The sequence below is a fragment of the Kitasatospora sp. NPDC057965 genome (assembly GCF_042887135.1).
Taxonomy (GTDB): Bacteria; Actinomycetota; Actinomycetes; order Streptomycetales; family Streptomycetaceae; genus Kitasatospora.
On the sequence record NZ_JBHVPZ010000005.1, the window covers coordinates 94,642 to 114,704 of the forward strand.

19 protein-coding genes are annotated in these 20,063 nt (G+C 75.3%); 11 read left to right on the forward strand and 8 right to left on the reverse strand.

The window, feature by feature from the left end:
• Positions 1-270: 270 nt before the first annotated feature.
• Complete coding sequence (locus ACFVVU_RS08105; RefSeq protein ID WP_380679904.1) at positions 271-1,644, forward strand: hypothetical protein; 1,374 nt, start codon at positions 271-273, stop codon at positions 1,642-1,644.
• 12 nt (positions 1,645-1,656) lie between these two features.
• Here the strand turns inward: ACFVVU_RS08105 and ACFVVU_RS08110 are convergent, their stop codons facing one another.
• Positions 1,657-2,055: a PLDc N-terminal domain-containing protein gene (locus ACFVVU_RS08110; protein ID WP_380679907.1), complete on the reverse strand. Its 399-nt coding sequence runs from the start codon at positions 2,053-2,055 to the stop codon at positions 1,657-1,659.
• A gap of 79 nt (positions 2,056-2,134) precedes the next feature.
• Here ACFVVU_RS08110 and ACFVVU_RS08115 point away from each other — a divergent pair, with 79 nt between their 5' ends.
• A complete protein-coding gene (locus ACFVVU_RS08115) occupies positions 2,135-2,515 on the forward strand; it encodes a hypothetical protein (protein ID WP_387788749.1) in 381 nt (126 codons plus the stop codon).
• Positions 2,516-2,525: 10 nt separating this feature from the next.
• Here the strand turns inward: ACFVVU_RS08115 and ACFVVU_RS08120 are convergent, their stop codons facing one another.
• The 4 genes from ACFVVU_RS08120 to ACFVVU_RS08135 all read right to left on the reverse strand — a co-directional run bounded on the left by ACFVVU_RS08120 (position 2,526) and on the right by ACFVVU_RS08135 (position 8,490).
• Complete coding sequence (locus tag ACFVVU_RS08120) at positions 2,526-4,346, reverse strand: ABC transporter ATP-binding protein (protein ID WP_387788750.1); 1,821 nt, start codon at positions 4,344-4,346, stop codon at positions 2,526-2,528.
• Positions 4,347-4,479: 133 nt separating this feature from the next.
• The gene (locus tag ACFVVU_RS08125; protein WP_380679916.1) at positions 4,480-4,617 is read right to left on the reverse strand and encodes a SapB/AmfS family lanthipeptide; all 138 of its coding nucleotides are present in this window, start codon (positions 4,615-4,617) and stop codon (positions 4,480-4,482) included.
• A gap of 82 nt (positions 4,618-4,699) precedes the next feature.
• Entirely contained in the window at positions 4,700-7,276 is a 2,577-nt protein-coding gene (lanKC, locus tag ACFVVU_RS08130) for a class III lanthionine synthetase LanKC (protein ID WP_380679919.1), read from the reverse strand.
• A 737-nt stretch (positions 7,277-8,013) separates the two neighbouring features.
• The gene (locus ACFVVU_RS08135) at positions 8,014-8,490 is read right to left on the reverse strand and encodes a hypothetical protein (protein ID WP_380679922.1); all 477 of its coding nucleotides are present in this window, start codon (positions 8,488-8,490) and stop codon (positions 8,014-8,016) included.
• Positions 8,491-8,645: 155 nt separating this feature from the next.
• On the opposite strand from ACFVVU_RS08135, the gene ACFVVU_RS08140 reads away from it, so the two are divergent.
• The 5 genes from ACFVVU_RS08140 (at position 8,646) to ACFVVU_RS08160 (ending at position 11,521) form a co-directional block, all read left to right on the forward strand.
• Positions 8,646-9,284, forward strand: coding sequence for an HD domain-containing protein (locus tag ACFVVU_RS08140; protein ID WP_387788751.1), 639 nt, complete (start codon positions 8,646-8,648; stop codon positions 9,282-9,284).
• 78 nt (positions 9,285-9,362) lie between these two features.
• Positions 9,363-10,259, forward strand: coding sequence for a RimK family alpha-L-glutamate ligase (locus tag ACFVVU_RS08145; RefSeq protein WP_387788752.1), 897 nt, complete (start codon positions 9,363-9,365; stop codon positions 10,257-10,259).
• A gap of 124 nt (positions 10,260-10,383) precedes the next feature.
• Complete coding sequence (gene rpmG, locus ACFVVU_RS08150) at positions 10,384-10,548, forward strand: 50S ribosomal protein L33 (RefSeq protein WP_355363397.1); 165 nt, start codon at positions 10,384-10,386, stop codon at positions 10,546-10,548.
• A gap of 69 nt (positions 10,549-10,617) precedes the next feature.
• Entirely contained in the window at positions 10,618-10,866 is a 249-nt protein-coding gene (locus tag ACFVVU_RS08155; protein ID WP_380679932.1) for a type B 50S ribosomal protein L31, read from the forward strand.
• Between the two features lie 88 nt (positions 10,867-10,954).
• Positions 10,955-11,521, forward strand: a complete 567-nt coding sequence (locus ACFVVU_RS08160) for a GNAT family N-acetyltransferase (RefSeq protein WP_387788753.1) — start codon at positions 10,955-10,957, stop codon at positions 11,519-11,521.
• Between the two features lie 92 nt (positions 11,522-11,613).
• On the opposite strand, the gene ACFVVU_RS08165 is transcribed toward ACFVVU_RS08160, so the two are convergent.
• Together ACFVVU_RS08165 and ACFVVU_RS08170 are read right to left on the reverse strand one after the other, a co-directional pair.
• Entirely contained in the window at positions 11,614-12,093 is a 480-nt protein-coding gene (locus ACFVVU_RS08165) for a hypothetical protein (RefSeq protein WP_380679938.1), read from the reverse strand.
• Between the two features lie 125 nt (positions 12,094-12,218).
• Entirely contained in the window at positions 12,219-12,752 is a 534-nt protein-coding gene (locus ACFVVU_RS08170; protein ID WP_380679941.1) for a hypothetical protein, read from the reverse strand.
• Positions 12,753-13,019: 267 nt separating this feature from the next.
• Here ACFVVU_RS08170 and ACFVVU_RS08175 point away from each other — a divergent pair, with 267 nt between their 5' ends.
• A complete protein-coding gene (locus ACFVVU_RS08175) occupies positions 13,020-15,746 on the forward strand; it encodes a LuxR C-terminal-related transcriptional regulator (protein ID WP_387788754.1) in 2,727 nt (908 codons plus the stop codon).
• 71 nt (positions 15,747-15,817) lie between these two features.
• On the opposite strand, the gene ACFVVU_RS08180 is transcribed toward ACFVVU_RS08175, so the two are convergent.
• On the reverse strand, positions 15,818-16,018 hold the full coding sequence (locus ACFVVU_RS08180; RefSeq protein WP_355363385.1) for a hypothetical protein: 201 nt from the start codon (positions 16,016-16,018) through the stop codon (positions 15,818-15,820).
• 296 nt (positions 16,019-16,314) lie between these two features.
• Here ACFVVU_RS08180 and ACFVVU_RS08185 point away from each other — a divergent pair, with 296 nt between their 5' ends.
• The 3 genes from ACFVVU_RS08185 to ACFVVU_RS08195 are packed head-to-tail and all read left to right on the forward strand — an operon-like array spanning position 16,315 to position 20,035.
• Complete coding sequence (locus tag ACFVVU_RS08185) at positions 16,315-18,144, forward strand: glycoside hydrolase family 15 protein (RefSeq protein ID WP_387788755.1); 1,830 nt, start codon at positions 16,315-16,317, stop codon at positions 18,142-18,144.
• Positions 18,145-18,197: 53 nt separating this feature from the next.
• Positions 18,198-18,596, forward strand: coding sequence for a hypothetical protein (locus ACFVVU_RS08190; protein WP_380679950.1), 399 nt, complete (start codon positions 18,198-18,200; stop codon positions 18,594-18,596).
• Positions 18,593-20,035 (forward strand): MFS transporter, encoded by a 1,443-nt coding sequence (locus ACFVVU_RS08195; RefSeq protein ID WP_387788756.1) that lies wholly within the window; start codon positions 18,593-18,595, stop codon positions 20,033-20,035. The genes ACFVVU_RS08190 and ACFVVU_RS08195 overlap by 4 nt, the downstream gene beginning before the upstream one ends.
• Positions 20,036-20,063 lie beyond the last annotated feature (28 nt).

Genomic DNA, 20,063 nt, shown 5'->3' on the forward strand with positions numbered 1-20,063 from the left:
CGACGGCGTCGGCCGGGAGCCGGCCCCGGACGCTGCGGTGGAGCCGACCCTCGGCGAAGCTAACCCGCCGGGCCCGCTCTCCGGCTCACCTGTTCGGGGTGACCCGAGCCGTGACCCGGGCGCTCCCTCCGCCGGGGGGAGCGCCTCACCCCGGTGGGGTAACCCTGCTCGCCGTCCGCCCGGCCGGGCCCTTGGCTGGTGTACACGGCGACCCGTCCGCTCGGTGCCGCCGTTCCGCCCCCGGACCGCCCAGAACGAGGAGCCGCCCGCATGCCACCGGCCGAGTCCAGCACACCGCAGCCCGACCGCCCGGAGCCCGTCCGCCCGGACGCCGGCGAGCTGGAGGCGCTCCACCACCGGGTCGCCCAGCTGGAGGCCGAGGCCCGGCGCGGGCCGCAGCACCACCGGCTGCGCACCACCGGCGCGACCGTCCTGGTGATCGTGGCCTCGGTGCTGTCGCTGCTCGCGGTGATCGCGGTCTGGACCCACGACGAGATCACCGACACCGACCGGTTCGTCGCCACCATGGCGCCGCTGGCCCACAACCCCGACGTGCAGAACGCCCTCGCCAACCGGATCACCGATGCCGCGACGGAGCAGATCGACGTCAAGGCCGTGGTCAACGACCTCTCCCAGGCCGCCGCCGAGCAGGGCGTGCCGCCCCGGCTCGCCCAGCTGCTGGGCGGGCTGACCGGTCCCCTGGAGGGGGCGCTGACCAACCTCGTGCACGGCGCCGCCACCCGGGTGGTCACCAGCGACGCCTTCGCCACCGTGTGGGAGGACGCCGTACGGGCCGCGCACAGCACCATGGTCAAGGCCCTGACCGGCCAGGGCGGCGGCGCGGTGGAACTGAAGAACGACGAGGTCGTGATCGACATCGGGCCGATGGTGGAACGCGTCAAGACCGAGCTGGTCAACGCCGGTTTCGCGCCCGCCGCCAAGATCCCGGAGGTGCACACCTCGTTCGTGGTGTTCTCCTCGCCCGACCTCGCCAAGATCAAGGGCTGGTTCCGGCTCCTGCAGATCCTCGGCTGGTGGCTGCCGGTCATCACGGTCCTGATCGCCGCGGCCGGCGTGCTGACCGCCTTCAACCGCCGCCGCGCGCTGGTCGGCGCCGCCCTCGGCATCGGGGCGGCCATGCTGCTGCTCGGCATCGCGCTGGCGGTCTTCCGCTCCTACTTCCTGGACCACCTGCCCGCGGACGCCTCGCAGGCCGCCGCCGGCGCAGTCTACGACGCCCTGGTGCACTACCTGCGCGTCGGCGTGCGGATGGTCGGCTTCGTCGCCGTGGTCGTCGCGCTCGGGGCGTTCTTCATCGGTCCCTCGCGCGTCGCCGTGACCGTCCGCACGGTGACCGGGCACGGGGTCGCGGCGCTGCGGTCCTCCGCCGACGCGGCGGGGTTCCGGGCCGGGCCGGTGGAGCGCTTCGTCCGCCGCTGGAAGCGCTGGCTGGGCGTGCTGATCCTGGTCGTCGCCGCCGTGGTCTTCGTCCTGTGGGACCACCCGACCGGGATGGTGGTGTTCTGGTTCGCGGTGGTCGTGCTGGCCGCCTTCGCCCTGCGCGAGTTCCTCGCGCCCGCCCACCCGGTCACCCCCGCGCCCGCGTCCCCCGAGCCGGCCGGCGCGGGGGACGGGGAGCGGTGACGGTCTGCCGCGTCACTCCAGGACGAGCGCCTTGGCGCGCTGGTACTCCTCCTCCGTGATGGAGCCGTCGCGCTTCAGTTCCGCGAGCCGGGCCAGTTCCTCGGCGGCACTGGCCGGCTTCGCCTCCGCCCCGGCCGCGTCGCGCACATAGGTGCGGAACTCCGCCTCGGCCTCCTTCGCGCGCGCCATCTCGCGCATCCCCATGCCCTTCCCGCGGGCGATCAGATAGATGAACACGCCCAGGAACGGCAGGATGATCAGCAGCACGCACCAGCCCGCCTTGCCCCAGCCGTTCACGGAGTCGTCCCGGAACAGGTCGCCGAAGACCCGGAACAGGAGCATGAACCAGAGGATCCAGAGGAAGATCCACATGGTCGTGAGGAAGATGTTCAAGAGCGGATAGCTGTCCATCGCCGCCTCCGGAGGAGAAACCGAACCCCCTCGCGCCCACGGTCGCCCACCCCGCCCGCCCGCGCACCACCCCTTCCGGGTGAGCCGGGAGTCAGTCGGCCGGGGTGCGGAGGGCGCGGGCGAGGGCGGCGACGGTCCGGCGGACGTCGGCCTCGGTGGTGCGCCAGTTGCCGAAGGCGGCGCGCAGGCCGGGGACGCCGGCGTAGCGTACGGCCTCGACCCCGGGGTGCGGGGCACCACGGCGGTCCGCGGGTGCAGCGTGTGCGGCCGGAGCGTCGACGGGGCCGGACTGCGGCAGGTGTGGATCTCGCTGCGAGTGGCGACCGATGTGCTTCCGCTCCTGGTCAACGCCTGCTCGGCGGCGTGCGTGGACACGCTGCCTGCCCCGGCCGAGGGCTACGTGCCCGTCCCGCACACCGGCGGGCCCGGGCTCGTGCAGCCGCAATCCGACTGGGACTGACCCGCCGGGTTCAGGCGTGCAGGGGCGGGCCGGCCTGGCTGGTCACCAGTTCGCGGTAGGGGGCGCAGCGGGCGAGCAGGGTGGGGTGGTCGGCGGCGTCGACGACGGCGCCGCCGTCCATCATGATCACGTGGTCGGCGTGCTGGACGGTGGAGAGCCGGTGGGCGACGACCACGACGGCGCTGCGGCGGGCCAGTCGGTCGACGATCTCGCGGAAGCGCAGTTCGTTGAGGCCGTCGAGCTGGCTGGTGGGCTCGTCCAGCAGGACGATGTCGGCGTCGGCGAGCAGCGCGCGGGCCAGGGCCATCCGCTGGCGCTGGCCGCCGGAGAGGTCGAACTCCCGGCCCAGGACAGTGTCCAGGCCGTGCGGGAGGCGTTCGACGTCCTCGCTCAGGCCGACGGTGGCCAGGGCCCGGGCCAGCTCGTGCTCGTCGGCGGCGCCGGCCCGGCCGAGCTGGAGGTTGTCGCGGGCGCTGGCCTCCAGGAGGGTGAACTCCTGGTCCACGTACGCCATGCGGGCGCGCAGTGCGCCGAGCGGCCAGGCGCGCAGGTCGTGGCCGAGGACGCTGACCGATCCGGCGCCGGGCCGCACGAAGCGGCCGACGAGCGCGAGGGCGGTGCTCTTGCCGGCGCCCGAGGGGCCGACCACGGCGGTCAGTCCGGTGCGCGGGATGCTGAAGGAGGCGGCGCTCAGGGCGGCGCGCCGAGCGCCGGTGTGGGTGTAGGAGACGGTGCGGAAGACCACCGCCGGTGCCTCGGGCGCGGGGACGGGCGTCGCCCGGGCGGCGTCGTCCGGCTCCGCCTCGGGCGCCAGCGCGAGGAGTTCGTTGCAGCGGTCGCGGGCGGCCAGCCCCGCTTGGAGACGGCCGAACCCGGTGGCCAGCGTGTTGACGGACGGGACGGTCTGGAGCAGGTAGAGCAGGAACGCGGCGAAGGCCGCCACCTGCAGGTGACCGGCCGCCAGCCGCGCGCCGCCGGTGAGGATGACCGCGATCATGGCGAACTGGTTGCCGAGCGTGAGCACCGCCGGGACCAGGGCGCCGAGGCGGGCGCCGGTCAGCGAGACGGCGCGCAGGTGCTCGGCGTCCTCGGCCAGGACGCGGTCGGCCAGTTCCTCGGCCCGGTAGGCCTTGATGGTGGTGAGGGCCTCCAGGTCGGCGGTGAAGCGCTGGGCGATCCTTCCCACCGCGTCCTGCTGCCCGGTGACATTGGCCCGCATCCGGCGGGTGATCACCAGGACCAGGGCGGTGAGCAGGACGAGCGCGGCCACGGTGACCACGGTGAGCACCCAGTCGATCCACACCATGACCGCGAGGGTGGCCAGCACGCTGAGCGCGGCGAGCGGCAGCTGCATCGCCACTTCCACCACCTGACCCAGCAGTTGGGCGTCGGAGGTGACGCGGGCGGCGAGCTCGCCGGTGCCCCGGGCCCGGACGACGGGCAGCGGCAGGCGCAGCGCGTGGGCCATCAGGGCGGTCCGCAGCCGGTAGGTCATCCCCTCGCCGACCTGCGCCAGTTGGAAGCCGGAGAGGGCCTGGGCCACCGCGCCGGTGAGGGCGGCGGCGGCCATCATCAGCAGTCCGGGGGCGAGCGAGCGGTGGCCGGAGAAGTCGCCGACGATCCGGCGGACCAGCAGCGGGAGCGCGAGGGCGGCGGCGGTGGCCACCACGGCGAGCGTCAGGGCGGCGGCGAGGCGGACCGGCTGGGCGGTGAGTTCGCGGCGCAGCCGGACGTGCGGCGGCGCGGTGGCCGGGGCGGGCGCGGGGGCGGCGGCCGGTTCGGCGGCACGGGCCGGCTCGGCGGCGTGGGCGGGCGCGGGCCGGTCGGCCACGGTACACCTCTCTCCTGGGGCGGGACCGTCGGGACGCGGCGGTGGCCGCCGCGACCGGGACCCGGCCGGCTGGTCCGTGGACCCTCCGGCCGGGTCGACCGTCACGGGCCGCCCGTGCGGGCGGCCGGTCGGGTCAGAGGCAGAGCAGGGTGCTGACGGTGCTGACGGTGCAGTTGAGGACGCTCAGCGAGCTGGTGCTCGCGAGGGTGTCGTCGATCGGGGCCGCCTCGGTCTCGGGCAGCTCCAGGGTCTGGAGGTCGAGGATCGCCATGACGTTCTCCTTCGGTTGCGGTGTACCACCCGGCCGGGTGGCCGGGAGTCGGTGGGGGCGCGACCGGCGCGCCCGGGGGTCGTCACCGGGGCGCGGGCGCCGGACCGGTGAACGGGAGGAAGGGGGTGCCCGCGAGGGCCGTGCCGAGGGCCAGCAGCACCCCGGCCGAACCGGTCGCCAGGTCCGTCGACAGGCGCAGCAACTGGTCGCCGGGGAAGGCGAGGTGGCCGTGGTACGGGACCTGGTGGAGCGCCAGCAGGGCTCGGTGCCGGGCCGACCGGGCCTGCGCCGTCGCCGGGTCGCCGGTCAGCGCGAGGTAGCCGAGGAGTCCGGCCCGTCCGTTGAACAGGCCCGGCTGGATCACGAACTCCGGCTCGGCCGCCTTCCGGATCGGCGCCTGCCGCCCGGCGAGGACGCTGCCGGGCCGGTGGACGAGGAAGGCGGCCAGGGCGAGGCCGATGCCCGCGCTGCCGGTCTCGACGTAGGGCAGCACCCGGCGCCGGTCGACCACCTGCAGCGTTCCGTCGGCGACCGTGACACAGCGGTCGAGGTCGAGTTCCAGGAGGGTCTCGGCCTGGTCGAGCAGGGCGCGGTCCCCGGTGTGCTCGTGGAGGCGGACCAGGGCGAGCGCGGCGCCCGAGGCGCCGGCCAGCAGCCCGGCGCGCCGTCCGGCGTCGCCGCGGCCGGCCTTCTCCCAGGTCATGGCGGCGCTCCTGGCGGCGCCCAGCGCCTCGTCCAGCAGCCGGTCGTCCCCGGTGGCGCGGGCGAAGTGCAGCAGGGTGAGCGCGATCCCCGGCCCGCCGGAGACCAGCGTCGGCGCCGCGGCGGGTTCGCCCTCGGCCCCCGCGGCGGCTCCCAGGCGGCGCAGGAGCTCGGCCGCCTGCTCCGTCTCGCCCAGCAGGTCCAGGACGTAGGCGACGCCGTGGCCGCCGTGGTACAGCCCGGGCGCCGGGGCGCGGTCGCGGGCGGCGGCGGCCAGCCACCGCACGTGCGCGGGATCGACGGCGGCCCCGGTGGCGTGCAGGGCGTAGAGCACCCCGGCCGCGCCGTGCGCCAGGCCGAGCCCGCCCAGGGTGAACTGGGCGATGTCGCCCGGGAAGAGCCGGTCGGCCCGCCCGGGGGTGGCCGCGGCGGCGATGCCGGCGGCCAGCGAGTCCCTGATCGCCGGCCAGTCGGCCACCGGGGCCTCCAGCAGCGCGCGGGTCCCGGTGCGGCCGGCGGCCAGTTCGGGGCGGGGCGTGCGGCCGTCCTCGGGCGAGCGGGCGAGGTGGCGGCGGATGTCGTCGGTGTAGCCGGGCGGTACCGGGAAGCGCCGGTCGATCGCGTCGGCGAGTTCACCGGCCTTGTCCGCGTCCAGGGCGGTGAGCTGGACCAGCGGGTAGAAGAGCCAGAGCCGCACGGCCGCCAGCGCGTACCGGTCGATGTCCGGCCCGGTGACGCCGAGCGGTGCGGTGAAGCCCGCCGCGCCGAGCGCCGGGCGCAGGAAGTCCTCGACGGTGCTGGCGAGTTCGAAGTCGATGAAGCTCAGCTCACCGTCCGGTCCGATGATCAGGTTTCGGGGATGGAGGTCGCCGAAGACGACGCCCCGGGCGTGGATCTGTCCCAGGGCCCGTTCGACCTGGCCGACGATCGCCAGGGCGTCCCGGGTGTACCCGGCGACGGCCTCCTCGTCCGCGCCGGGGTGGATCAGCGGGTAGCGGGCCGTCAGCCACTCGCTCAGGGCCTGCCCGGCCACGTACTCCTGGACGAGGAACTCGTGCTCCCAGGCCGTCAGCAGCCCGTACTCGGCGGGGACCCCGGGGACGCCGGCCAGCCGGGCCAGGACGGCGTGCTCGTTGCGCAGCCGGGTCACCGCGTCCACGCCGCGCTGGTCCAGCCCGGCGAACGGGCGGGCCTCCTTCAGCACCACCGGCGGGCCGTCCTGCCCGTCGCGGGCCAGGTAGACACCGCCGGCGTTGGAGAAGTGCAGGACCCGCTCCACGGTGTACGGCAGCCCGGTGTCGCGCTGGACGGCGCGCTCGGCGACGGCCGCGGCGATGCACTCCGGCACCGGCGCCCAGGCGGGGACCGAGAAGGCCGTGCCGCGCACGTCCGGCACCAGCCGCCCGTCCGGCCCGACCAGGGCCAGCACCCGCTCGCCCGCCTCGTTGCGGCAGTAGCGCTCGGCGAAGCCGCCGTACCGCAGGTACAGCGGGCCGTCCTGCCAGCGCAGGTCGCTGAGGATGTAGGGCCCCCGGCGGCCGGCGAGCAGCGCGCCGAGGCCGTCGAGACAGCGCTCCAGCTCGGCGTCGTCCACCGGGTAGAGGGTGCAGAACTTCCCGCTGGAGCCGCGGGGCGCGTACTTGGAGTTCTGCACCTGGAGGATCGGCAGGCCGCGCAGGAACTTGAAGGTCACGTGTTCGCGCAGGCAGTAGGCGAAGACGGTCTCCAGCACCTCCTCCGCGTCCTCGACGCACGCGGAGACGTGGATCTTCCAGCCCTGGTCGGGGATCCGCACGTCGACGGGACGCACCACCGCCCACATCTCCAGGTCCCCGTGCTCCCAGCCGGCGGGCAGCGGGCGGGTCACGGCGTCGAACTCCTCGTGCGCTCCCCAGCGCCGGGGCGAGTCGTAGAAGATCGGATCGGCGTAGGCGTAGGCCTCGTACCGGTTGTCCAACGGAACCCTCCTCGTGGCAGGGGGTCGGCGGCGGGCGGCGGCAGTGCGGAACGGTTGATCGCGGAACGTCTGATCGCGGAACAGTTGATCGCCGAACAGTTGATCGCGGAACGCGGGAAGTGCGGGGCGGAAAGCCTGGCGCGGAACGGCACCGGGCACGGCGGGGCGAGGGTGGACGACGGGGCGGGACCCGGAAGCGGGATTCCGGTATGGCGATAAGGCCATCCGAATATTGGGTTGGCTGCCACGACTCCCGCAACGGCGCGCATTCCGCCCGCACGACCGGAATCGCGCACCCCGGGCGCCCGTCGCGCCACTGCGCGAGCGGGGCGCGGGGCCGCGCGCCGTCCACCGACCATCGGCGGCCGGAAGAGCCGTCCGGGGGCGCACGAACGGCGCGGGCGGCGGGCGCGCCACTCCCCCGCGGAGACGGCATCGACCTGCCATTATGCTGCCGGGCTCAGGCCGATGGACGGGTGCCCGCGCGGCGCGGGCCGGCCGCTCCGGGCCCGGCGCACGCCCGGCGCGCCACCCCGTCCGTCCGCCCGGGGCGCGCCTTCTCCTCAACCCAACAAACCGAACAGGTGCCCGCTGTTTGATATTGCCGTTCTATTTCAGGACTATTTCAGGCGGTCGGGAAATTTGTTTTCCCTTGACCGACCGGGAGTCTCATCGGAATGATTCGTTCGCACGAGTCCGACCCCGAATACCACTGGCGTCCCATCAGCAGCACGGGATCAGCCGCCGAGTTGCGCATAGGCCGCCGTGCCGTGCAGGACGGCGCCGGTGGTGCGGGCCGCCTCCAGGCTCCGGCCGAGCACCTCCGCGCCCTGCTCCGGGGCGAGGTCCATGAGGTCCGGCGGCCACGTCCCCGGCGGTACGAGCAGCACCACCACGGCGGCCCGGCCCTCGGCGGCCGCCACCCAGCCGGGCGAGGCGTGGACCTCGGAGGACGGCTCCCACAGCTGCCGGCCGCCGACCAGGACGAGCCGGCTCAGCACATGGCCCCGCAGCCCCACCACGGCGGTGGTGGCGGGCGGTTCCCCCGCCGCCAGCACGAAACCGCTGTCCACCGCGCTCTCGACGAACTCCTCGTACAGCCGCGGGCCGATCTCCACGATCAGCTCCGCGTACGGCGGCCCGGCCGCCGCCGCACGCACCGCCAGGGCCCAGACCATCGGCGCCGATCCGCCGTCACCCGCTTCGTCCGCCATACCCCCTTCAACGAGCCGGCCGCCCGATCGGAGCGGCCCGCCTGCACAGCGGCGCCCACCGCTCGGGCGAACGGCCGATCGGGCCTGGCGCCCGCCCCCGCCGCCGGGCGAGGGTGGAGGGGCCACCGAGTGTTCCCCAGCGGAAGGAGACCGAGATGAGCGAGACGATCGCGGGTGTGCGGATCCCGGACAGCGCACTGGCCGCGGAGGCCACCGAACTGGTGCGGGAGGCCGCCTCCCCGCTGCTGTTCGACCACTCCCGCCGGGTCTTCCTGTTCGGCTCGCTGCGCGGTGCCGAACAGGGGCTGGACTTCGACCCGGAGCTGCTCTACGTCGGCGCCATGTTCCACGACCTCGGGCTCACCGGCCGCTACGCCCGCACCGACCGGCGCTTCGAGATCGACGGCGCCGACGAGGCCCGCCGCTTCCTGCACGCCCACGGCATCACGGGCGAGCCGGCCGACCGGGTGTGGACCGCGATCGCGCTGCACACCACCCCGGAGATCCCGCTGCACATGGCGCCCGAGATCGCCCTGGTCACCCGTGGTGTCGAGCTGGACGTCCTCGGTATCGGCTACCACGCCGTCACCGACGCGCAGCGCGCCGCCGTCACCGCCGCCCACCCCCGGCCGGACTTCAAGAACCGGATCCTCGCCGCCTTCACCGAGGGCGTCAAGGACCGGCCCGCCACCACCTTCGGCAACGTCAAGGCCGATGTGCTGGCCCACTACCTGCCCGGTTTCGAGCGCGGCGACTTCGTCGAGGTCATCAAGGACTCCGCCTGGCCGGAGTGACGGGCGCTCCGCCTTGAACGGCGGATCCGCGTCGTCCGCCCGGGTGGGCCGGGTCGGACTGGTGGCAGGAGGGCAGTCATGACCGTGACCAGGGTCGCCGTGGTGACCAGCGAGGCCGGCGCCGAACTCGACGGCGACCTCGCGCCCGTCGTGGCGGCGCTGGCCGACCGCGGGCTGGCGGCGGAGCCGGTGGTGTGGGGCGCCGCCGCCGCGGCCTGGGAGCGGTTCGACCTGGCCGTCGTCCGCTCGGTGTGGGACTACGTGGAGCGGCTCGACGAGTTCCTGCGGTGGGCCGACGGCACGGCGCGCGCCACCCGGCTGTGGAACCCGGCGCCGCTGATCCGCTGGAACTGCGACAAGCACTACCTGCGGGAGCTGGCCCGGCACGGGGTCGCCGTCGTACCGACCCGGTTCCTCGAACCCGGCTCCCCGAACGCCCCGGCCGACCCGGCCGACCCGGGGGAGCTGGACGCCCCCGACGGCGTCGTGGTCAAGCCGGTCGTCTCGGCGGGCGCGCTGGACACCGCCCGCTACGAGCCCGGTCACGGCGAGCAGGCCGCCCGGCACGCCCGGACGCTGCTGGAGCGCGGCCGCGGCGTGATGGTCCAGCCCTACCTGCCCCGGGTGGCGGAGGGCGAACGCGCGCTGGTCCTGCTCAACGGCGTCTTCAGCCACGCGGTCCGCAAGGGTCCCCTGCTGACCGAGCCCGGGGTGATCGACAACGACCGCCACCCGCACCCCGGCCTCGTCCCGTACCGGCCGACCGGGGCGGAGCTGCGCACCGCGCTCGCGGCCCTGGCCGCGCTGCCCTCCCCTCGCCCGCCGCTGTACGCCCGGGTGGACCTGGTGCTCGACGGTGACGGGCGGCCGCTCGTCCTGGAGCTGGAGCTCGTCGAGCCGAACCTCTTCCTGGACACCGTTCCGGACGGCCCGGCGCGCTTCGCCGACGCGGTGGCGGCGCTGGCGCGGCCCTGATCCGTCGTTCCCCCGGCCCCGGGAATGGACCGGGCGGGGCCCGTGTTGGAGCCGGATGAAAACGACTTCCATTGCAGTGGAGGGGCTCCGGCCCACCACCGCGCGACCCCGGGAGGACACCCCCATGGCCCGTAGCGAACTTCGCCCGGTGATCAAGCTCCGCTCCACCGCGGGCACCGGATACACGTACGTGACCCGCAAGAACCGCCGCACCGACGCGGACCGGATGGTGCTGCGCAAGTACGACCCGGTGGTGGCCCGGCACGTCGACTTCCGCGAGGAGCGCTGACCCGCCGGCCCCGTACCCGCCGACCCGAACCGACCCGAACCGACCGGACTCGACCCGAAGGAGCCTCCTGTGCAGACCGCCATCCACCCCGCGTACCGGCCCGTCGTCTTCCGCGACAAGAGCGGCGGCCTCTCCTTCCTGTCCCGTTCGACCGTCGCCGGTGACCGCACGGTCGAGTGGGAGGACGGCCGCAGCTACCCGGTGGTCGACGTCGAGATCTCCTCGGCGAGCCACCCCTTCTACACCGGCCGCTCCCGCGTCCTCGACACCGCCGGCCGGGTCGAGCAGTTCCACCGGCGCTACGGCGACCGGTACTGACCGACGCCCCGCGGGGCCGCACCCCCGGACTCGGGTGCGGCCCCGCCGCTCTGGTGACACGCCTGCGGCGCGGGACATCATGGCGTCCATGGGGAGACCGAGGGAGATCATCGACTGTGGAGGCTTCACGCTGCGCCGGTGGCGGGGGGAGGAGGACTTCGCCGCGGCGCTGGTGCTGTTCGAGGAGTCGCTGGAGCACCTGCGGCCCTGGGTGACCTGGGTCACCGGGAACAGCGAGGAGGACACCCGGGGCTTCCTCGCGCGGTCCTGGGTCCGGTGGGAGGAGGGCGAGGTCTTCAACTACGCCGTCGAGGCCGGGAGCGGCGCGCTCCTCGGCATGTGCCAGGCCTACTGCGGCGCCGATCCCCGGGGGCGGGGGCTGGGGTACTGGCTGCACCCGGCCGCGACCGGCCGGGGCATCGCGACCAGGGCCGCGGCGGCCCTGACCGCCGAGCTGTTCACGCTGCCGGACGTGGACTTCGTGGAGATCGTGCACGACCTGGCCAACACCGCCAGCGCCGCCGTACCGCGCCGGCTGGGGTTCGCGGAGATCCACCGCGGGCCGAGCACGCCGCCGGTCCCTCCCGCGGGCACCGGGATCGCGGTGGTCTGGCGGCTGGAGCGGCCGGCGGCGGGGGCGGCGCGGCCCGGGTGAGCCGTCGGACGTGCGGGACCGCCGGTCCCCGCCGACGGTCGATCCGGTGGCGGGGGCGGCGGTCACGCGCTCCGAGGACGCGGCCCGGCCGCTCAGGCGGCGCCGCCGGGGCCCGGGGGTTCCTCGGAGGGGGCGGGTCCCCACCGGTCGGGGGTGGCGTAGGCGGTCAGGCCGTAGATGGCGACCACGTCGATCGCGATGATCGTCAGCGACCACACCGGGTAGGACGGCACGAAGGACATCTGCGCGAAGGCGTTCAGCACCAGGACGACGACGCCGGCCCACCGGGCCCACTGCGCGCGCAGGGCGAGGACGCCGTAGGCGGCCCCGAGCTGGGCGACGGCCAGGGCGAGCATCACCCAGCCCCAGGCGAGCAGGTCCCCGAAGACGAAGTGGGCGTTCCCGATGAAGACGTGCGAGCCGGCGATCGCGGAGATGCCGTCCAGGGCGTTCAGCGAGCCCACCAGCACCAGCAGCACACCGGCGAAGGTCAGCAGGCCGGAGCCGACGGGGTCGGTCCTCGCGCGCGCCCCGGCCGGGCGGGCGGGACCGTGCGGAACGGCGGCGGTCATGGTGGCCTCCGTGGGTTGTCGGGCGTGGGTCATCGGGGGCCCGGGAGCCCCGGATCCGGGCAGGCTGCCCCGAGTACCACTGCGCCACGACGGAGCGCCCCCCGGGACCACCCGGTCCGGGTGATTCAGTGCCCGACGGCCACCTTGGCCGCCACGATGACCAGGCCCAGCAGCAGGTTGACCGCGCCCTCCGCGAGCACCTGGCGCGGTGTCGCCCCCGCCCGGCGGGCGCCCAGGCCGGCCCAGCCCACCTGCTGGGCCACCGCGACGCCGAGGGCCAGCCAGGCGTTCTCCCCGGTCCCCAGCCAAGGGCTGACCAGCACCGCCAGGGCCGGCAGCGCGGCGGCCTCCACGATCGGCCACTCGTGCCGCCCCACCTCACGCACCTGCCGCCGGGTGACCTGGCGGCCGGCCTCGCGCTGCCCGGCGACGTGCGCGTAGACGTGCGCCGCCCAGAACACCAGGCCGGTGATCACCAGCAGCAGGATGAGCGACAGCCTCGGGTGCGGTCCGCTCAGCGTCGAGGCCGCGATCACGGAGGCCGCCAGCATCGAGCCGTAGACGGCGCCGGCGTAGTCGGTCCGCTGCGCGGACCCCTCCGGGCCCGGTCCGGGCGGGCCGGGGACGCGCCTGCGGGATGCCGGTCCGGGTCCGGTCACGGCGGCCTCCTGCGGGGTCGGGGGCAGGACCGGCCGCCCGGACCGGTCCTCGCGACGATCGTCGCCGGTCCGCCGGGTGCCGGCCTCACCCCCGGGAGGTGAGGCGGGCCGCCCCGCCCGCTCGGATGGCACCCGGCGGCCGGGCCGTACTACCGTTTGAGTGGCGTCACCCGGAGCGACCGAGCGCCGGTGAGCCCGCGGCCCGCCCTTTCGCGTCCGCGCCCGGCCGTGCCCTCGGGCACGGCGGAACCACCAGGCGGTGGCCCCATGCCGCACACCCGCACAGCGCCCGCGAGGCTCCCCAACGGGGACCCGATGCTGCTCACCCGGATCCGCCCGCCCGGCCCGCCCGCCGCCACCTTCGTCCGGCGCGAGCGGCTGCTGCGCCGGATGGACGCGGCCGTGTCCCGGCCGGTGACCCTGGTCGACGGGCCCGCGGGGGCGGGCAAGACCCTGCTGGTGGCCGACTGGCTGGCCCGCGGCGGGCTCCCGGGGCCGGCCGGGTGGCTCACCCTGGAGGAGGGCGACAACCAGCCCGGCACCTTCTGGGCCTACGTGCGCGAGGCCCTGCGCGGCGGCGTGCCCGGGCTGCCCGAGGAGGTCGGCGCCCCGGCCCGGGCCGAGCACGTCGAACCGTCCCTGCTGGTCCGGCTGGCCGCCTGGATCAACGCCCGGCCCCAGCCGCTGGTCCTGGTGCTGGACGAGTTCGAGCACATCGACAACCCCCGGCTGACCGGTCAGCTGCACGACCTGGTCCGGCACACGGCCGGGCAGCTGCGGCTGGTGCTGGTCGGCCGCCGCGAGCCGCTGCTGCCGCTGCACCGCTACCGGGCCGCGGACGAGCTCGCCGAGATCCACGCCGCCGACCTCGCCTTCGGCCCGGCCGAGACGGCCGAGCTGCTGGAGCGCCACGGGCTGCGGCTGCACGCGTCCACCGTCGACACGGTGCACCGGGCGGTCTCCGGCTGGGCGGCCGGGCTGCGGCTGCTCGCGCTCGCCGCCAAGGACTCCGGCGAGCCCGAGGCCTACCTCGGGCGGATCGACGCCGGACAGGCCGCGCTCTCCGACTACCTGCTCGCCGAGGTGCTGCGCACCCAGCCCGCGCCGACCCAGGACCTGCTGCTGCGCTGCAGCATCCTGGGCCGGGTCCACCCCGACCTCGCCGACGCGCTCACCGGGCGCCGCGACGGCCGGCGGATCCTGGAGCAGCTGCACCAGGACAACGCCTTCACCGAGGCGCTGTCCGACGGCTGGTACCGGCTGCACCCGATGTTCGCCGGCATCCTGCGCCTGCACCTGCGCGCCGCCGCCCCGGACCGCGTCGACGGGCTGCGGGTGCGGGCCGCGCGCTGGCTCGCCGACCACGGCCAGTACCGGGCGGCGCTGGACCACGCCGTCGAGGGCGGCGCCTGGGGGTCGGCGGCGCAGCTGCTGGTCGACCAGCTGGCCCTCGGCGAGCTGGTCGCCGGACGGGACGCCACCCGGCTGCGCGCCCTGTTCTCCCGGATGCCGGCCACCGAACACACCCCGGCCGCCGAACTCGTCCGGGCCGCGGTCCAGTTGGGCCGCGACGAGGTGGACGGCGTGCTGCGGGTCCTGGAGCGCGTCGAACCGCGGCTGGCGGAGCAGCAGACCGAACTGCGGCTGGCGGCCGCCTTCGTGCGGGCGGAGGCCGCCCGGCTGCTCGGCTCGGCCGCGCTCGCCGAGCGGGCCGCCCGGTGTGCCCACGAGCTGGCCGGCCGGGCGCCGGCCGGCCCGCTGGAGCGGCACCCCGAACTGCTCGCCCTGGTGGACGCCGGCCTCGGCTCCGCGCTGCTGTGGCACGGCCGGCTCGACGAGGCGCGGGCGGCCCTGGAGTGCGCGGCGCAGGCCCCGCCCTCGCCCGGCACCGCCCGGCTGCGCCATGACTCGCTGTGCCGGCTCGCGTTCATCGACCACCTGCGCGGCCGTTCCGGGCGGGCCGAGCACCGGGTGCGCGAGGCCGACGAGGAGGCCGACCGTTCCAGCCTGCCGCCCGACAGCCGCACCGAGGTGCGCGACCTGGTGCTGGCCGCCACCGCGCTGGAGCGCGACGAGCCGGCCGACGCCCGCCGGGCGCTGCTGCGGATGACGGCCCGCCCGGCGGCCGAACGCGATCCCGTGGTCGCGCTGGGCGAAGCGGTGCTCGGCGCCGAGCTGGAACTGGCCCGGGGCCGGCCCGACGCCGCGCTGCGACTGCTGGAGGAGAGCCGGGAGGACGGCGGCCTCGCCGACCGCCCGTCCGACTGGAGCCGCGAGTGCCTCGCCGTGACCGCCTGCGCCGCGCATCTGGCGGCCGGACGGCCGCAGGCGGCGGTGGCGGTCCTGGAGGGCGTGCCGACCAGGGCGCCGGACTCGCTGGTGGTGGTGGCGCGGGCCCGGCTGGCGGCCGGGCTGGACGAGGCGGGCGCCCTCGCCCAGCTGCGGGCGCTGCGCGACGACCCCACCGTGGGCGGCGCCACCCGGACCCGGGCACTGCTGCTGCTGGCCCAGGCCGACGCCGAACCCGGCGGGCCGGAGAGCGCCCGGCTGCTGGCGCAGGCCCTGGCCGCCGCCGAGCCGGAGGGTCTGCTCCGGCCGTTCCGCGAGTCCGCGCCCTGGGTACGGCGCCAGCTGCACCGGCAACCCCGGCTGGCCCGGGCCCACAGCTGGCTGCCCGAGGATCTGCGCCCGTCCGCGCCGGACCCGCACCCGGACGGCCCGCCCCCCGGCGGACGGCCGCCGACCCGGGCTCCGGCCGCACCAGCCGCCGAGCCGCCGGCCGACCTGCTGACCGAGGCGCTGACGGAGCGGGAGCGCGACGTGCTGCGGCACGCGGCGCGGATGCTGTCGACCCAGGAGATCGCCGACGAGCTGTACCTGTCGCCGAACACCGTGAAGACGCACCTCAAGAGCATCAACCGCAAGCTGCTGACGGCGAACCGCCGCGAGGCGGTGCGCAGGGCGGCCCGGCTGCACCTGCTCGACGGCCCGTGAGCCGACGGCGACGCGTGGACCGCCGGTGGCACACGGACCGACCGCGGCGCGTGGGCCGACGGCGGGGCGCCTCACTCGGGCAGCCGGTGCAGCTCCGTCACCCGCAGGCCCAGCGCCTGGCAGCGGTTCAGCAGACCGAACAGGTGGGCCTCGTCGACGACGTCCCCGTACAGAACGGTGTGATCGGGAACGACCCTGCTCTCCAGCTCGGGAAAGCCCTCCCGGCGGGTCGTCTCCTGCAGCACGCCGGACACCCGGATCTCGTAGCGCATGGGGCCGGCTCCCTTCGCTTCGACGGTGGCCTCCAGCCTGGTCGTCCCGGGAGCCCGGCGCATCACCCCCACGAGGTGACCTGCCGGCCCGGGCGCACGGCGGCCGGAGCGGCGGGGAGTGGCAGCGGCGGGGAGTGGCGGGGTGCGGCAGGACGCGGCGGGGCCACCCGGCGGGCGTTCACCCGCCCGGGGTGATCCTCCGCCCGGACCGCCCCCCGTACGGTGGCGGCGCAGGCGGTTCCCACCGCCCGGACCGCGCCGTCCGGGTCCCGTCGTCCGCCGAGGGAGCATCCACCATGAGTCCCTACCCCCCGATCGCCGAGCACGGCGTCATCGGCGACCTGCAGACCGCAGCGCTGGTCTCCACCGACGGCGACATCGACTGGTGGTGCGCCCCCCGGTTCGACTCCCCGAGTCTGTTCGCCTCCCTGCTGGACCACCGCAAGGGCGGCCGGTGCCGGCTCGCCGTCGACCGGGAGGCCGTGCCGGACGCCCAGGTGAAGCAGCTCTACCTGGCCGGCACGGCCATCGTGGTCACCCGCTTCCTCGCCCCGCAGGGGGTGGCGGAGGTGATCGACTTCATGCTCCCGGACACCTCGCCCATCCCGAGCGAGCAGCACCGGATCCTCCGGGCGGCGCGGGTGGTGCGCGGCCGGGTGCCGTTCGTCCTGGAGTGCCGCCCCCGCTTCGACTACGGCCGGGCCACCCACGGGCTCGCCCTGCCCGACGAGCGCACCGCCGTCCTGGAGGGGGCGGGCCAGGAGCTGTGCGTGCAGGCCACCGAGCCGGTCGTGCTGCGCTCGGACGGCACCGACGTGACCGCGCGGTTCACCCTGGACGCCGGGCAGATGGCCACCGTCGTGCTGACCAGCCGGCCGCCGGGCACCGCCCTGCCCGCCGCGCCCCGGGACGAGGAGAGCCTCGCCGCCTTCGACGCCTGCCGGGCGTTCTGGTACGGCTGGCTGAAGTCCTCGAACTACCACGGGCGTTGGCAGCAGATCGTGGACCGCTCGGCGATCACGCTGAAGCTGCTCAGCTACCGGCCGACCGGCGCGCTGATCGCCGCGGCGACCATGGGCCTGCCCGAGCAGGTCGGCGGCGAGCGGAACTGGGACTACCGCTACACCTGGATCCGCGACGCCTCGCTCTCCGTGCACACCCTGATCGGGCTCGGCTTCCGTGAGGAGGCGGCGGCGTTCCGCCGCTGGGTGCGCGACCGGGTCGAGGCCGCCGCCGCCGAGCGCGAGCGGCTGCAGATCATGTACCGCATCGACGGCGACCCGCGGCTGGGCGAGGAGACGCTCGGCCACTGGGAGGGCTACCTGGGCTCGTTCCCGGTGCGGGCCGGCAACGCCGCCGCCGACCAGCTCCAGCTCGACATCTACGGCGAGGCCGCCTACGCGTTCGCCGCCGGGGAGGGCGACATGGGCGCGCTGCGCGGCTGGGACGCCTTCCGCCGGCTGGTGGACTGGCTGACCGAGCACTGGGACCGCGCCGACGAGGGGGTCTGGGAGACCCGCGGCGGACGCCAGGACTTCACCTACAGCCGGGTGATGTGCTGGGTGGCCTTCGACCGGGCGGTGCGGATGGCCCGCACCCACGCCCGCCCGGCGGACCTGGACCGCTGGAGCTCGGTGCGCGACGACATCCTGCGCCAGGTGGTGCAGCGGGGCTGGAGCCCGAAGCGGAAGGCCTTCGTCCAGCACTACGACACCGAGGTCCTGGACGCCTCGCTGCTGCTGATGCCCAAGGTCGGCTTCCTCTCCCCCACCGACCCGGACTGGCTGTCCACCCTGGACGCGATGGACCGGGAACTGGTCTGCGACAGCCTGGTCTACCGCTACGACCCGGCGGCCTCGCCGGACGGGCTGCGCGGCACGGAGGGCACCTTCAACCTCTGCTCCTTCCTCTACGTCGAGGCCCTCGCCCGGGCCGGCCGGGTCGAGCAGGCCCGCTACGCCTTCGACAAGATGCTCACCTACGCCAACCACGTGGGCCTGTTCGCCGAGGAGATCGGGCCCTCCGGCGAGCAACTGGGCAACTTCCCGCAGGCGTTCACCCACCTCGCGCTGATCGACGCGGCGCTCGCGCTCGACGAGGAGCTCGACCGGCGCGGCGCCGCCTGAGCGCAGGAGCGCCCCACCGCAGGACCGCAGCACCGCGAAAGGAGCCCGGCGCCATGGCCTCATCCACCCACCCGGCGCGACCGCGCCGCAACCTGCTGCCGTTCGCGGGCGTGGCGCTGATCCTGCTGGCCCTGTTCAACGGGTGGGACGCGATCGCCGCGCTGATCGACTCGCCCGTCGTCACCGGCACCGACCGCTACGTCTTCGGCGACCTGCACAGCCTCGGCTGGGCGGTGCTCGCGCTGGCGGTCGCCCAGGGCCTGGCCGGCATCACGCTGCTCACCGGCGACCTTCCCAGCCGCTGGTTCCCGGTGACGGTGCTGTGCGCCAACGTCTTCGTGCAGTTCGTCTTCGTGGCGAGCTACCCCGCCTGGTCGCTCCTGATCATCGCCATCGACGTGGCCGCCCTGTACGCGGTGCTCACCGCGCCCTACGAACGGAGCGGGACATGACCACCGCCACCGCCCGTCCTGCCCGGTCCGCCGGACGGCAGGTGCTGGCCCCGCTGGCGCTGGCCCAGTTCATCTGCAGCTTCGCCGGCTCCAGCATGAACGTGATGATCAACGACATCAGCGCGGACCTCGACACCAGCGTCCAGGGCGTCCAGGTGGCGATCACCGTCTTCCTGCTGGTGATGGCCGCCCTGATGATCCCCGGCGGCAAGCTCACCGACCGCTGGGGCCGCAAGCGCTGCCTGATGCTGGGCCTCGCCGTCTACGGCGTCGGTGCCGTGCTCAGCGCGGCCGCCCCCGGGCTGGGCGTGCTGATCCTCGGCAACTCGGTGCTGGAGGGCGTCGGCACCGCGCTGCTGATCCCCCCGGTGTACATCCTGACCACCCTGCTGTTCACCGGCACCGCCGCCCGGGCCCGTGCCTTCGGCACGATCATGGCACTGGGCGGCATCGGCGCGGCGGCCGGTCCGCTCATCGGCGGTCTGCTCACCACCGCGATCGACTGGCGGGCCAACTTCGGCTTCCAGGCCGTGGTGGTCGCCGCGATCCTCCTCCTCACCCGCACCCTGGAGGACCCGCTGCCCGCCGACCCCGACCGGCCGTTCGACCTCGTCGGCGCGGTGCTGTCCGCGGGCGGCCTGGTGCTGCTGGTCACCGGCATCCTCGCGGCGGACAACAACGCCTGGCTGATGATCGCCCTGCTGGCCGCCGGAGCCGTCGTCCTGGCCGGCTTCTTCCGCTGGATCCGCCGGCTGGAGCGCGCGGGCCGCGAACCGCTGCTGGCCACCAGCCTGTTCCACAACCGGGTCTCCAACCTGGGCCTGGTCACCCAGAACGCCCAGTGGCTGGTCCTGATGGGCGTCTCGTTCACCGTCGGCGCCTACCTCCAGGTGGTCCGCGGCTACAGCGCGATCGCCACCGGCGGCGTCTTCACCGCCGCCACCCTGGGGCTGCTGGTCTCCTCGCTCGCCGCCGAACGGCTGGCGAAGCGCCGTGCCCAGCGCACGCTGATCGTCACCGGCTTCGCGACCACCACCGCCGGCATCGTCCTGCTGCTCCTGCTGGTGCGCTCCTTCGGCGGTGCCTGGGCCTTCGCTCCCGGCCTGCTGCTGATCGGCCTCGGGCTCGGCCTGATGCTCACCCCGTCGGTCAACGTGGTGCAGTCCGCCTTCCCGGACAGCCGCCAGGGCGAGATCTCGGGTCTGTCCCGCAGCATCTCCAATCTCGGCTCCTCGCTGGGCACCGCCGTCGCCGGCACCATCCTGGTCTCCGAGCTCACCCGCAACGGCTACGCGGCGGCGATGATCGCGCTGGCCGGCTTCGGCGTGGTCGGCCTCGGCGCGGCGCTGTTCCTGCCGCACGACCGGCCACCGGCCGCCCAGGACGCCGCGACCGGGGGCGAGGCCGGCGGCGAGGCCGGGGCCCGGGCCGGCACCTGAGGCAGGCGCGACGGCCCACCGGCGCACA